At 40.6% G+C, this 12,891-nt stretch carries 16 protein-coding genes; 9 read left to right on the forward strand and 7 right to left on the reverse strand.

The window, feature by feature from the left end; genetic code table 11:
• Positions 1 to 31 precede the first annotated feature (31 nt).
• From dapF to KQ486_RS05115, 3 genes are all read right to left on the reverse strand, one after another.
• Entirely contained in the window at positions 32 to 904 is an 873-nt protein-coding gene (dapF, locus tag KQ486_RS05105; protein ID WP_375713320.1) for a diaminopimelate epimerase, read from the reverse strand.
• An 18-nt stretch (positions 905 to 922) separates the two neighbouring features.
• Positions 923 to 1,159 (reverse strand): YuzB family protein, encoded by a 237-nt coding sequence (locus KQ486_RS05110; RefSeq protein ID WP_144163836.1) that lies wholly within the window; start codon positions 1,157 to 1,159, stop codon positions 923 to 925.
• A gap of 68 nt (positions 1,160 to 1,227) precedes the next feature.
• On the reverse strand, positions 1,228 to 1,554 hold the full coding sequence (locus tag KQ486_RS05115) for a YuzD family protein (RefSeq protein ID WP_144163837.1): 327 nt from the start codon (positions 1,552 to 1,554) through the stop codon (positions 1,228 to 1,230).
• Positions 1,555 to 1,734: 180 nt separating this feature from the next.
• On the opposite strand from KQ486_RS05115, the gene KQ486_RS05120 reads away from it, so the two are divergent.
• Positions 1,735 to 1,959, forward strand: a complete 225-nt coding sequence (locus KQ486_RS05120; RefSeq protein WP_144163838.1) for a NifU family protein — start codon at positions 1,735 to 1,737, stop codon at positions 1,957 to 1,959.
• A 112-nt stretch (positions 1,960 to 2,071) separates the two neighbouring features.
• On the opposite strand, the gene KQ486_RS05125 is transcribed toward KQ486_RS05120, so the two are convergent.
• Complete coding sequence (locus tag KQ486_RS05125) at positions 2,072 to 3,040, reverse strand: 2-hydroxyacid dehydrogenase (protein WP_274236141.1); 969 nt, start codon at positions 3,038 to 3,040, stop codon at positions 2,072 to 2,074.
• A 77-nt stretch (positions 3,041 to 3,117) separates the two neighbouring features.
• On the opposite strand from KQ486_RS05125, the gene KQ486_RS05130 reads away from it, so the two are divergent.
• The gene (locus KQ486_RS05130) at positions 3,118 to 3,612 is read left to right on the forward strand and encodes a phosphatidylglycerophosphatase A family protein (RefSeq protein WP_144163840.1); all 495 of its coding nucleotides are present in this window, start codon (positions 3,118 to 3,120) and stop codon (positions 3,610 to 3,612) included.
• A gap of 47 nt (positions 3,613 to 3,659) precedes the next feature.
• Here KQ486_RS05130 and nucF read toward each other — a convergent pair whose 3' ends face one another.
• Together nucF and KQ486_RS05140 are read right to left on the reverse strand one after the other, a co-directional pair.
• On the reverse strand, positions 3,660 to 4,430 hold the full coding sequence (gene nucF / locus KQ486_RS05135; protein WP_216686971.1) for a 5' nucleotidase NucF: 771 nt from the start codon (positions 4,428 to 4,430) through the stop codon (positions 3,660 to 3,662).
• A gap of 6 nt (positions 4,431 to 4,436) precedes the next feature.
• Positions 4,437 to 4,889 (reverse strand): DUF86 domain-containing protein, encoded by a 453-nt coding sequence (locus KQ486_RS05140; protein WP_311379124.1) that lies wholly within the window; start codon positions 4,887 to 4,889, stop codon positions 4,437 to 4,439.
• Between the two features lie 132 nt (positions 4,890 to 5,021).
• Here KQ486_RS05140 and KQ486_RS05145 point away from each other — a divergent pair, with 132 nt between their 5' ends.
• The 6 genes from KQ486_RS05145 to KQ486_RS05170 all read left to right on the forward strand — a co-directional run bounded on the left by KQ486_RS05145 (position 5,022) and on the right by KQ486_RS05170 (position 11,359).
• Positions 5,022 to 5,291, forward strand: a complete 270-nt coding sequence (locus tag KQ486_RS05145; RefSeq protein WP_144163842.1) for an SAV0927 family protein — start codon at positions 5,022 to 5,024, stop codon at positions 5,289 to 5,291.
• Between the two features lie 108 nt (positions 5,292 to 5,399).
• A complete protein-coding gene (locus KQ486_RS05150; RefSeq protein ID WP_144163843.1) occupies positions 5,400 to 5,660 on the forward strand; it encodes a hypothetical protein in 261 nt (86 codons plus the stop codon).
• Between the two features lie 184 nt (positions 5,661 to 5,844).
• Positions 5,845 to 9,084 carry a DEAD/DEAH box helicase gene (locus KQ486_RS05155; RefSeq protein ID WP_246569198.1) on the forward strand — a complete coding sequence of 1,080 codons (3,240 nt, stop codon included), beginning with the start codon at positions 5,845 to 5,847 and terminating at the stop codon, positions 9,082 to 9,084.
• A gap of 63 nt (positions 9,085 to 9,147) precedes the next feature.
• Positions 9,148 to 9,549: a hypothetical protein gene (locus tag KQ486_RS05160; protein WP_216686972.1), complete on the forward strand. Its 402-nt coding sequence runs from the start codon at positions 9,148 to 9,150 to the stop codon at positions 9,547 to 9,549.
• A 144-nt stretch (positions 9,550 to 9,693) separates the two neighbouring features.
• Positions 9,694 to 10,428 (forward strand): YqcI/YcgG family protein, encoded by a 735-nt coding sequence (locus tag KQ486_RS05165; protein ID WP_216686973.1) that lies wholly within the window; start codon positions 9,694 to 9,696, stop codon positions 10,426 to 10,428.
• A gap of 79 nt (positions 10,429 to 10,507) precedes the next feature.
• Positions 10,508 to 11,359: a dimethylarginine dimethylaminohydrolase family protein gene (locus KQ486_RS05170; protein WP_216686974.1), complete on the forward strand. Its 852-nt coding sequence runs from the start codon at positions 10,508 to 10,510 to the stop codon at positions 11,357 to 11,359.
• 127 nt (positions 11,360 to 11,486) lie between these two features.
• Here KQ486_RS05170 and KQ486_RS05175 read toward each other — a convergent pair whose 3' ends face one another.
• Positions 11,487 to 11,756 (reverse strand): YutD family protein, encoded by a 270-nt coding sequence (locus tag KQ486_RS05175; RefSeq protein ID WP_144163875.1) that lies wholly within the window; start codon positions 11,754 to 11,756, stop codon positions 11,487 to 11,489.
• A gap of 122 nt (positions 11,757 to 11,878) precedes the next feature.
• Between KQ486_RS05175 and KQ486_RS05180 the strand changes: the two genes are divergently transcribed.
• Positions 11,879 to 12,832, forward strand: a complete 954-nt coding sequence (locus KQ486_RS05180) for a M23 family metallopeptidase (RefSeq protein ID WP_216686975.1) — start codon at positions 11,879 to 11,881, stop codon at positions 12,830 to 12,832.
• The last annotated feature ends 59 nt before the right edge of the window (positions 12,833 to 12,891 follow it).

Raw genomic sequence — 12,891 nt, forward strand, 5'->3', positions numbered from 1 at the left:
AACATTATTATACAAATTCTTTCTTTTTGTTTCAAATTGATGGCCAATTAAATATGCCTTCTGCAACTTTTTCAGCAGGACCACGCATGATGACTCGCTGATTTTCAGTCATACTGATGAATAAATCGCCGCCTTCTAAATGTACGGTGATTTCCTCACCAACAGTGGAATATCCGTTTAATACACTGGCGACGACGGCGGCACATGCTCCTGTTCCACAAGCTTGCGTGATTCCTGAACCTCTTTCCCACACACGAAAATGAAGTTCTTTTCCAGATACGACTTCGACAAATTCAACGTTCACACCATCCGGGAATCGATCATCTTTTTCAATAATTGGACCAAGCTCCTCAACTGGACTTGAATCAATCGACTCAACAAAAAAGACAGCATGCGGGTTCCCCATAGATACAGCAGTTAAATTTAGTTCCGCATCTGCAACGAGAAACGGTTCGTTCACAACGCGGCTTTCTGGGTCATAATTGTCGACAACCATCGGAATCTCTCGTCGTTTCAACAGGGGTACTCCCATGTCAATGGACACTTGTTCAACCAACCCATTTTCAGGGAAAACCTCTGCATCGACAATTCCTGATTTGGCTTCTATTTGAAATGACGTATCGGTCACATAACCTAATTCATAAGCCCATTTCGCAATGCAACGAAGTCCATTTCCACAATTTTTTCCTTCAGAACCGTCTTTATTGAAAATACGCATGCGAACATCGGCTTTTTCAGAAGGTAGCATGTAAATTAACCCATCTGAGCCAATTCCAAAGTTCACATCCGAAACTTTTCGTGCCAATTGAGGTATCTCACTTTCTTCCAAATGCACTTGAAAGCCATCTATATAAATATAATTATTACCTAGTCCATGCATCTTTGTAAAAGGAATTTTCATCAAATGTTCCCCAACTTCCTTTTAAAATAAAGGATTTTCTTCTAAATGTTTATATACTTTGTCAACTAACTCATCAGGATCGTCTGCCATGACAGCTTCACCATTCACAATCGCAAATAAAAACGAAGCACAAATCCCGCAATGGCTGGTACATCCATATTCAATGACGTCCAGCGAAGGATCTTTTTCTAGTTTTTCAAAGGCTTCCTGTGAACCGCTCGCTATGTTGTTGACACAAAACTCGATGATTGGATTCATTTTCTGTCATACACTCCTCGGTTCATAACTCTTTTATCCGATTAGGATAACATGTTTAACGAGAATCTTTAAGCAGTTGGCTCAAAACCTCTGCTTTCCAATGCCTTATACACTCTCTTCAAACGTGGGTCTCCTTCACCAACAAGTTCATCATCGATAAATACGACAGGATAGATCAAATCTTCATCGACGACCCGTTTGGCAAAGCTTTGATAAGGCTCTTCTTCAGGTGGATTAAAAATATCTACATACGTGTATTGAATACCCTCTTCACCAAATTTTCTCGAAATCGCTGCTTGCAGCCAATCATATTGTTCCTTGGAACTTGGTAAATTTACACAACTCGGACAAAGGACCTCAGCCCCATACACAATAACCTCAGTTTGATTCGTCACGATATTTTTCCCCCTAAATAACGTTTCTTATTTTCATTTTACCGAAAATGATGTAAAATAGAAAATGATAACGATTATCAATTGAAAAAAGAAATCGTTGATACGCTTTTCGAGCAACTCAATAGATTTTTTAATTGAGACCATTTATACTAACAATTAAAAGAAGGGGGAAGAAAAACGATGTTCGATCAAGTTCAAGAAGTCATTGGAAAACTACGCCCGTTTTTACTTCGTGACGGCGGGGACGTTGAATTAGTGGATGTCGACGATGAAGGTATCGTGCTTCTTCGCTTAAAAGGTGCTTGTGGCAACTGCCCAAGTTCAGCAATTACATTGAAAGCTGGTATTGAGCGTGCATTGGTCGCAGAAGTGCCTGGTGTATCAGAAGTTGAACAAATCTTTTAACGTCAAATAAATCACAAACATACAGATTGACCTTGTAGCCAGCTAGATGAATAGCTGGCTTTTTTCGTGTCTAAAGATATTTAAGGATGTTATTGAATCGATCACTTTTCACTTAAACCTTCACAGGTGTTAGAGGCTCCATCCCATCTAGCACTCGCTTCAGATTTTCTACACATAACATGGCCATACGGTTTCTCGTTTCAACCGTTGCCGAACCGATATGCGGTAAAGCGACTACGCGATCCAGTTGCACGAGTGGATGATCACTTTTAATCGGCTCATTTTCAAAGACATCTAAGCCAGCTCCTTGAATCTTTTCTTCCTTGATTGCTTGGTATAAATCCGCTTCATTCATCACACCGCCACGAGAAGCATTAATGAAAAATGCACTCTTTCTCATCCGATCGAAAGCTCGTGCATCGAACATACCCTTCGTTTCCTCTGTCAATGGAGTCATCGAAACGACAAAATCTGATTGTGCCAATAGTTCATCGATTGAAACATAGCGCGCACCTAATTTTTCTTCCGCTTCAGGTTTTCGGTTGCGGTTATGGTATAAAATATTCATATCAAACCCTGTTGCCCGTTTGGCGACCGCTTCACCGATTGAACCCATACCGACGATGCCTATCGTTTTATGATGAACATCTGACCCGGCCATCATATAAGGTGACCATGTTTTCCATTCGTCTTTCCGAATGACATCAACACTTTCTGGAATTCTTCGCGCCGTAGCCAACAACAGTCCGAACGTTAAATCTGCGGTCGTATCCGTCAATACATCTGGCGTGTTAGTGACCGTGATCCCACGCGCTTCACAAGCTTTCACATCGATATTGTCAAAACCGACAGCTAAATTGGCAATCACTTTCAACCGGCTTGCCATGTTTAAAAGTTCTTCATCAAAGGTATCAGTTAACATGGAAAGAACAGCGTCTGCCTCGGCAATTTCTTTTTTCAATACATCGCGAGGCACTGGCATTTCCTCCTCTTCCCACATCTTGACCTGATATTTTTCTGTCAATTCTGATATAATCTCATTAGGGAGTCTTCGCGTCACATAAACTATTGGTTTAGCCACCAGAATCGCCTCCTTATAAGTATGTATAAAAAATCGCTGCATAAACTCAAACTAAAGAAAAATGGATGTGATGAAACATGAATAAACTTGAACAAATGACAATCGAACAATTGAAAGAACGTGGCGTCGAACTTGAAGACATCGCTGAACTCGTTTATCACTTGCAGTCAGCGTATCATGATGACTTGGACATGGAAGAATGTATGTTTAACATTCGAAAAGTCCTCAAAAAGCGGGAAGTGCAAAATGCCGTGTTAACCGGTATTCAACTGGATAAATTCGCTGAACAAAATAAATTCGAGGAACCGCTTCAAAGCATTATCGCAAATGATGAAGGGTTATATGGGATCGATGAAATCGTTGCTTTTTCGATCATCAATGTCTATGGATCGATTGGATTCACGAACTTTGGCTATATTGACAAGATCAAACCAGGGATTTTGAAAAAATTGAATGATAAACGATATGGTACGCACACCTTTTTGGATGATATCGTCGGCGCGATTGCCGCTGCTGCTTCCAGTCGTTTGGCTCACAGCTCGGAACTAGCGCTTGATCCTGAGGATGACTAACTGTCTTGCTTAGGCTGTTTATTCTGAAACGAAAAACAGCCTGAGCATTACATATGGCTAAACCATTCGTTTAATGTACGGACAGAATACGTTGGCTGCTTCGGATATTTGGCCAACTCCTCTTCTGATGTCACTCCCGTTTGCACATGAAGCGTGTCCAAACCCGATTGAATCCCCGCCATAATGTCCGTTTCATAATTATCCCCAACCATGATGGTTTTTTCGCGTGGAATCCCTAACTTTTGTAGCGCAAATTCCATCATAAATGGTTGCGGTTTCCCTACATAAGTTGGCTTTTTACCGGAAACGTGACTCACTAATTCGACGAAAGCCCCGTTACCAGGTGTAAAACCTCGTTCAGTTGGAACTTTGATGTCCGGATTCGTCGCAAGTAAATACGCGCCCTTCTGTGCATTCAACGCTGCGCGGGTGATTTTTTCATACGTAACGTTTCGATCGATTCCCATGACAACGATTTCTGCTTCTTGATCCGTCAATTCGATTCCCGCTTCTTCTAGGGCAGAAATTAAACCGGTTTGACCGACGACAAAAGCACGACGGCTCGTTAATTTTTCTTTAATAAAAGCAGCTGTTGCTAGTGATGCTGTAATCACTTGTTCAACTTGCGCTTCAATACCAAAACCTCTTAGTTTCTCTGCTGTTTGCTCCAGTGTCCGTGACGAATTATTTGTCAAAAACAGATGTGGAATATGACGTTTATTTAATTCATCAACGAATTCTTTGGCACCTTGAATTTCATCTGTTCCACGAAACATCGTGCCATCCAAATCAATTAAATATCCCTCGTAGTGTTTCATTGTTGATTACTCCTTTGGTTTATGAAAAGCATTGATAGGACCGAGTTCGTTTTCCAAATAATTTAAAACGAGTGGACGAAAATGTTCAATCGTATCCAAATTATTTCTTAACGTTTTCTCAATCTCTGAATGGTTGATCTTCGTATACTCCCGGACCAGCTTCGGACGCAGGCTGACGATCTCTTTATAGGAAGCTTCGTGTTCTTTCGGAATCACTCGCTCATCAACTAAAATATCAATAATATCTTCATAACTACCTGGGTCTCTCATGATAAATCCATCAATCATCAAGTTTCCGACATCAATAATGGATTCGACGACCATTTGCGCCAACCGTTCAATGCCTAATTTCTCCAAAAAACTGACAGCTTCTTGTTGCTCCAATACTTCAAGTAAACCATTGTAATAAAGTAATGTATTTTCAATATTTTCTCGGTCGACAAAATACATAATCATCATCCTTTCACCCCATAGTTTAACATAACTAATAAGCTCAAGCCTTACAGGAATGCATTGAATTTTGGCTATCGGATGAACCTATTAGCTACTTTTGGTAAAATGGGGTAAAAGATTTGTCAGGAGTGTCAATGAATGAGCAATGTAAACATGATCAAAGATGAAACAGAAAGTACGAGTGTACGATATGTTAGCTTTAGCACCGAATTCAGAAGATATGATTTTGCATTTTTCGAAAGTGAAACGATAGACGATAAGGTTTTCATTCTCGATTTGCAAAGCTCGCACTATACGACAGTGAAAAAAGATGAACTCAAATCGCCAAAATATTATGCGCACCATTTCCGTGTAAATGAATATGAGGCAGAGGAAATATTCGAATACTTGAAAGAAAATTTGAAGTAAGGTTGATGAAAACCAAGCGCCTAAGTTTTTAGCCAAAACCAAACGAACTTCATACGTATAATCGCCTTCTGAGTGGAAAGCCTATTGACTGACAGGAGGCGATTAGTTATGCCAAAAAAGAAGAAATATGATGATTTCGCAAACGTTGAGATCGATCGAAATTACCAAATCCCTGAAGAATTCCCTGAAGGAACTTACGGGGAGCCGGTAAACGCTGAACAACCGCTCCAATCGCAAGTCGATAACCCGAATCGACGCCCTTATTCCGCTTTCAATTATGAAAATAAAACACTACATGCGGATGCTCAACGGAATATGTCAAACTCCCACCCACCTAATGATTTTCCAGCCGAAGATACTGAGGACTAGCAAGGAAAATTGCACCCGATAAAGCTTGTAGAAAATGCCATGTTTTCTGCAAGCTTTTTTTATTTTAAAGGTGTTTTACAAATTTCGAGGGACTTTTTTAAAAAAACGTTTCATGCTTAATAAGTTCATGCGTTCAGTGTTATGATGGAGGAATGAAAGTGCTTATACTAAAGGGTGATTTGAATTGTTAACTGAACAATCGATTCAATCGATGTTTTCAAATAGAATGTTCGAGCGTGGCAAGCGTTACTATCGCAAAGGAGCGGTGGAGCGTGTCGTATTTGATGAACTTCAAAAGTCTTGGTCAGGCACTGTGTCGGGCAGTGAAATGTATCATGTGTCCATACAGAAGCACGATGATGATACGTTCGATCATGCATGTACATGCCCTGCCTATGAAACATTTGGAGAATGTAAACATATTGTTGCTGTTCTATTAAAATTAGCCAATCGAGAAGCAGTTGACAAAGGTCAACTGTTCGATAATTTTTTAGAAAATCGTAAGCAAAATGATATGCCTAACCGAAGAATCAACAAGGAACCTAAACCTACTGACGATCTCTCGGCTAGGATAATTAACCTTTTCATGGACACCAATTCAGCGGATTCAACTTTGCATAAAGAGCCGCTTCAGACTGAATATATTTTAAAAATCGATCATCAATTATTGAAAGGTATGCTACTTTCTGTCGAGATGAAGACCGGTGTCGAACGTACATATGTCGTCAAAAACCTGAAGAAGTTTTTAAAGAGTGTCGATGAACAATCTGAGCATTTTTTTACACCGAAATTTTCTTATGATCCAAAACAACATATGTTCAAAGAAGAAGATCAACGTGTGATGCAAATTCTTTTGGATATATACCGAAGTGACGCTTTCTATGAAAACCAATGGCAAACGATTGCCAATCAAAAGGGAATGACGATTCCACCGTACTTCGCCAAGGAACTGCTACAGGCTCTTTCTGAAAGAGGCTGTACATTCGAAGACGTGACGGGAACTTTTCGGGAGATTCACTTATTCAAAGACGCTTTGCCATTTGATTTTTCTCTTCATGAAAATAGTCATGGCTATGCGCTCGGTTTTGATGCGATGGATCATTTCCATTATTTTAAAGACTACGGAATCATTCAGGAAGGTCAGTATTTTTATCATTTGAACGCAAACCAACGGGAGATCATGAAGAATATTTATGGATTTTTGTATCGAAATCCGAAATCGAGTATTCCGATTCAAAAGCACCAGATGGACTCTTTCGTTTCGAATGTCGTGCCGAACTTGAAACAAATCGGGGATGTTCGTCTTTCTGAACAAGTATCTGAGGCAATCATCAATCCGTCTCTTCAAGCGACCATGCATTTAGATTTAGATGGCGAGCGGTTAACGGCGAATATCCGCTATTGGTATGACGATATCGAAATCGATCCGATGCAGCCTGGTGATACTCAAAAACGAGATTCTTCACAAATTTTAGTGCGAGATACTGAAAAAGAACAACGTGTGATGAATATAATTGAGTCGGCAGGATTTAAGTTCAATGGCCATGAACTTTACTTGGATGATGAAGAAGATATGTTCACGTTTCTGTATTACTTGCTACCGCAGCTGGATGAAGATGTGGCAATATATTTAACGAATGCGGTGAAAAATCTACTCGTAGATGAAATTGAGTCTCCCGCCGTTCATGTGGATTTGGATTCAAACGGTGATTTTCTGGAAATCGATTTTGATTTGGGAGATATCGACCAGAGCGAAATCAGTCATATAATTCAATCCGTCGTTGAGAAAAAACGATATTACCGGTTGCCGAATGGCCGCTTCGTACCACTTGAAGAAGACTCTTTCGCGCAAATATCGAACGTTTTTGATGAGATGCGTCTAAATCCAGAAGATTTAAAAGATGGCAAGGTGCAACTACCTGCCTACCGCGGACTTCAGATGGACGAAGCGATGTCTGAGCATTTCCGAAAAAATTATAATCAAGCTTTTCAACAACTGATTGAGGACATTAAAAATCCTGAATCCTTTGATATACCATTGCCAGCTGGAATCCATGCTGATTTGCGTGAATACCAAATCTTAGGCTTCCAGTGGCTAAAATCATTAAGTCGTTACCGATTCGGTGGAATTCTAGCGGATGATATGGGACTTGGGAAGACGCTTCAGACGATTGCTTATCTTTTATCTGAAAAAGAAAATAATCCGGACCAGGATCAGCCGGCCCTCGTCGTTTCACCTGCTTCCCTCGTATATAACTGGGAGTCAGAGTTCAAAAAGTTCGCTCCATCGATGAAAGTCTGTGTCATCCACGGAAGTATCGGGGAACGAGAGGAATTATTTAAAATCGCTGATGAATACGATGTGTTGATCACTTCCTATCCATTAGTGCGGCAGGATTTAGAACAATATCGTGATAGACGATTTTCGACGCTGATTTTAGATGAAGCGCAAGCGATCAAAAACCATTTGACGAAGCAGGCACAAGCGATCCGGTCGATACGTGCTGGAAGACGCTTTGCTTTAAGTGGCACACCAATCGAAAACTCACTCGATGAGTTGTGGTCGTTGTTCGATGTGATCATGCCCGGTTTTTTCCCAAGTAAAAAAGCGTTCCGTGAACTTCCTCATGAACAGATTTCCCGGATGAGTCGTCCATTCATTTTACGTCGGATCAAACAAGACGTATTGACGGAGCTTCCAGATAAAATTGAATCAGTAAATCATTCTGAATTGACGAAGGATCAGAAACAGCTTTATCTTGGGTATCTTGAAAAAATTCAAGGAGAGGCTGCAAGCGCCATTTCCAGTGAAGGATTCCAGAAAAGCCGAATGAAAATATTAGCTGGACTCACACGACTTCGCCAGCTATGCTGCCACCCTTCTTTATTTATCGAAGGATATGAAGGCGAATCCGGCAAGTTGAATCAGCTACTGGAAATGGTCGAAACTGCTAGGCAAAACGGTCAACGGATTCTGATTTTCTCCCAATTTTCAAGCATGTTGAAAATTATTCGAGAAGAAATGAACGCAATGGGTGAAGATGTTTTTTATTTGGACGGACAAACGCCTTCAAAACACCGCGTCGATATGGTCGATCGCTTCAATGACGGAGAGAAAAACATTTTCCTTATATCACTTAAAGCTGGCGGCACAGGACTGAACCTAACCGGCGCAGACACAGTCATTTTATATGATTTATGGTGGAACCCGGCCGTCGAAGAACAAGCAACAGGCCGCGCCCATCGGATGGGTCAGAAAAAAGTTGTTCAAGTGTACAGATTGATCACGAAAGGCACGATTGAAGAAAAAATCCATGCATTACAACAACGCAAAAGAGAACTGATTGAAAATGTGATTCAACCAGGCGAAACGAACTTCACAAGCTTGAGTGAAAACGAAATTCGTGAGTTGTTGAATGTTTAATTTAGATAGTGAGGAGGCACTGACTTCGGTCGGTGCTTTTTTTGTGCTAAAACGCAAAGCGATGTGGTTAACATTGAAGCAGTGCGAATTAACACTGAAGCGACGGGGATTAACACTGAAGCCGCGCGAATCAACACTGAAGACGCGCGATTTAACACTGAAGCCGTGCGAATTAACACTGAAGCGACGCGGGTTAACACTGAAGGCCAACGAATTAACACTGAAGCTGCACGAATTAACCCTGAAGCCACGCGAATTAACACTGAAGACGCGCGATTTAACACTGAAGCTGCACGAATTAACACTGAAGACGCGCGATTTAACACTGAAGCTGCGCGGGTTAACCCTGAAGCTGCGGGAATTAACACTGAAGCCGTGCGAATTAACACTGAAGCGACGCGGGTTAACACTGAAGCTGCACGAATTAACCCTGAAGCGACGCGGGTTAACACTGAAGGCCCGTGACCAAACATCGAAAACGACCGCTTTTATGTTTCATGTTCCGCACACTACTTCATGCAATTGGAAGGATATGTTTAATTCGCCGTCATAGCGGGGATATTTCCTATAGAAGAAGTGAGAGAAGTTGCGTTTTAAAGGAGTTTTCAAATGTTGACTAAAAATAGTTCATTTTTACTGACAAAGGATGATTTTGAACAAGCCGATCACTTACCGGATTGGCTGTTACGAGAATATAAAACGTTTAGTGAAACTGTTACAGATCCTACATTCCCATGTTTTTTCGGTATGACGGCTCAGCGTAGAGGTGAGCTTCGTTATTCTTACATTGAGCATGATAAATGGGATCATTTACCTGAAGCCGTAGAAAGCTTTCTAAGTCTCTTCACACCGGAAAATAAAACGAGACATGGTTTATTCATTTTTGTGGAGCCTGAGTCTGAAGAAAAATCAATCGACTATTATCGATCGTATTTCTGGGATATTCTACAATATTTACATGAACAAGACCGTTTCGATTGGCCAGCTGGCGCGCCGAAAGACCCTGAACATTATTTATGGGATTTCCATTTTGCAGGCGAGCCAATATTCGCGTTCGGTAATGCGCCAGCTTATAAACAAAGAAAAACTAGAGACCTTGGCAACAGTCTCGTCTTAGGTTTCCAGCCACGCAAGATTTTTGAAGGGCTCGAAGGCACAGAAAAAGGCGGCATCATGTCCCGTGAAAAAGTCCGTGCCCGCGTTGAAGCTTGGGATGGTCTTCCAAAACACCCGGATATCAGTCATTTCGGTGACCCTGATCATAATGAGTGGAAGCAATTCTTTATTGGCGATGACATTGAACCGATTAAAGGAAAATGTCCTTTCCACCATAAAGATAGCTAACAATAAAAATCGCGGAAAGAGAAAGCTATAAAATTTATATTCCAATCACGACTTTATCGATATCAATGGAGGTTACAGCATGAGAGGGATCACATCAACTCAAAAAATAAATTGTCGTACTGAATACGCCACATTAAAAAAAGCCGTTGTAGTGAAGCCTTCTTTTATGAAAATCACACAAGTAATTAATGAAACGCAGAAGCATTATAAAAACACTAATATAGATACAACGCTCGCCGTAAAGCAGCATAGGCACTTTTTAAAGGTTATGAGGTCACATGGCATCGAAGTCACTGAACTTTCTCCAAATCCTCATTTAAATGAACACGTCTTTACACGTGACACTGCCTTTGTGATTGATGACCAGTTATTCGTGGCATCCATGAACGAAGAAGTTCGGCAAGGTGAAACCGAGCAATTAAAGGAATGGTTACATGAACAATCGGTACCTTTTCAAAAAGGTTTAGAAGGTTCAATTGAAGGCGGAGATGTCATCATTGACGGTGACACCATTTGGGTTGGTCTAAGTGGACGCACAACATTCGATGCCGTGAAAGATTTACAACGACGATTACCGAGCTACAATGTGCGACCTTTACGGTTAAAGGATGATATTCTTCATCTCGATTACGTCTTTAATATCTTAAGCGAAGACACTGCTCTTGTTTACAGTGATGCTTTTACTAAAAAAGATTTAAGAAAACTTCATTCCAACTATCACGTGATTTCTGTTACCGATGAAGAGCAATTTCAAATGGGACCAAACGTCCTTTCAATCGGTGATGGAAAAGTTATTAGCCTTCCTCAAAATGAACGATTGAATAACGTGTTAGAATCCGAAGGCTATAAAGTCATACGCGTCGATCTCTCTGAAATCATCAAGTCCGGTGGCTCATTCAGATGTTGTACATTACCTTTGCAGCGAGGCTAATCGATAAGCAACATTGAAACAAATACTCGAACGATTTCTCAATTAAATCGTTCGGGTTTTTTATGTATGTAAACCTCAACAATAATAAAAAACCTTGCACTACCAACTTGGGTAGAACAAGGTTTCATTAGTCAATCCGTTTCAAAACGAAATAAGGACAACCAAAATTACAATATTCATAAATATAATCTTCTAATGTAGATATTTTCGTATCAAAGGTCGCTTTTTGATTTTGATCATCATAAAAACCTTTTAGACGAAGCTGACCATAACCCCAGTCACCGACGAGGAAATCATACTTCGCCAGCAAATCCACATATTTTTCTTCGATAGCTTCTTCATTGAAAGCTTCTCTGTATTCGTAAATTAAATCATAATTGGTTCCTTGAAGTTCCATGGAGATCACCTCGTTATACATAGTGTACCATAATTTCCTTATCCATTCTCTACATGAAAACAATTTAGCTGCTTACACTAAGAATTAGCTAAATTCCGATATGAGAAAGGATTCCAATCTGTATGCGAAAATTTCTATGCCTACTTATTATTTTGCTTGCTATACCCGTGACAGTGCAAGCCGAAGACAATGACGATGAATATCTTGAACGAATGGGACTTTACCGAAAGACGGCTGCTGTGACAGACTTGCCTTGGTATTCACTTGCAGCCATGGACCAATATGAACGTAATATCAATAAAGAGATCGATGGTCGAATGACAGGGATTATCATCAAGCCCGAAACATGGTTTGGTTTACTTAACTTTGACAATAAGCGAAAGCATTCCGAAGAAGCCATTCAATTGTTCGGCGGAAAAGGTATGGACGGAAATGGGGATGGGATTGCTGATATTGAAGATGATGAAGATGTGCTGTACACCTATGCCACTATCATTCAGCAATTGACCGACGAAGAAGGCACCATGCAAAAAGCTTTAGAAACTTATTATGACCGTGAAAAAGCTGCCGATTTAATCGCTCTGATGGAAAAAATCTTTCATAAGTTTCAAACACTTGATTTAAGTGAGCGATCCTTTATCGTTTCGAAAAACTTCAATTATAGTTACAAAAATACGTGGGGAGACTCACGTGGCTATGGAGGAAGAAGGATTCATGAAGGAACCGACATTTTTGCCGGATACGGGACACCTGTTAAATCAGCCTCTTATGGAATCGTTGAGATCAAAGGATGGAACAAGTTCGGTGGTTGGCGGGTCGGAATTCGCGACGCATATAACATCTATCATTACTATGCTCATTTAAGCCGATTTGAAGAAGGGATTGAAGAAGGCACCCTCGTCAAACCTGGACAAGTTATCGGATATGTGGGTTCAACAGGATATGGGCCAGAAGGAACACAAGGCAAATTCCCACCTCACTTACATTATGGCATTTACAAAGATAACGGAAAATATGAGTGGGCTTATGACCCGTACCCTTCCTTAAAACGCTGGGAGCGAAATACTGACGGATAACTTGCTCTAGCCAATTGAAATATTTCTCCTTTAGTGAAAAAATAGAGATAGTGAACTAT

Origin of the sequence: Allobacillus halotolerans (assembly GCF_018967645.1) — a bacterium.
GTDB classification, from domain to species: domain Bacteria; phylum Bacillota; class Bacilli; order Bacillales; family Alkalibacillaceae; genus Allobacillus; species Allobacillus halotolerans.

What these genes read in the sequence shown, in the direction of transcription:
- KQ486_RS05130 (WP_144163840.1), top strand. Translation starts at nt 3,118, where the DNA reads ATGAATAAACTTGAACAAATGACAATCGAACAATTGAAAGAACGTGGC.
- KQ486_RS05140 (WP_311379124.1), bottom strand. Translation starts at nt 4,889, where the DNA reads ATGATGATTATGTATTTTGTCGACCGAGAAAATATTGAAAATACATTA.
- KQ486_RS05110 (WP_144163836.1), bottom strand. Translation starts at nt 1,159, where the DNA reads ATGAATCCAATCATCGAGTTTTGTGTCAACAACATAGCGAGCGGTTCA.
- KQ486_RS05170 (WP_216686974.1), top strand. Translation starts at nt 10,508, where the DNA reads ATGAGAGGGATCACATCAACTCAAAAAATAAATTGTCGTACTGAATAC.
- KQ486_RS05175 (WP_144163875.1), bottom strand. Translation starts at nt 11,756, where the DNA reads ATGGAACTTCAAGGAACCAATTATGATTTAATTTACGAATACAGAGAA.
- nucF (WP_216686971.1), bottom strand. Translation starts at nt 4,430, where the DNA reads ATGAAACACTACGAGGGATATTTAATTGATTTGGATGGCACGATGTTT.
- KQ486_RS05165 (WP_216686973.1), top strand. Translation starts at nt 9,694, where the DNA reads ATGTTGACTAAAAATAGTTCATTTTTACTGACAAAGGATGATTTTGAA.
- KQ486_RS05150 (WP_144163843.1), top strand. Translation starts at nt 5,400, where the DNA reads ATGCCAAAAAAGAAGAAATATGATGATTTCGCAAACGTTGAGATCGAT.
- KQ486_RS05120 (WP_144163838.1), top strand. Translation starts at nt 1,735, where the DNA reads ATGTTCGATCAAGTTCAAGAAGTCATTGGAAAACTACGCCCGTTTTTA.
- KQ486_RS05180 (WP_216686975.1), top strand. Translation starts at nt 11,879, where the DNA reads ATGCGAAAATTTCTATGCCTACTTATTATTTTGCTTGCTATACCCGTG.
- KQ486_RS05145 (WP_144163842.1), top strand. Translation starts at nt 5,022, where the DNA reads ATGAGCAATGTAAACATGATCAAAGATGAAACAGAAAGTACGAGTGTA.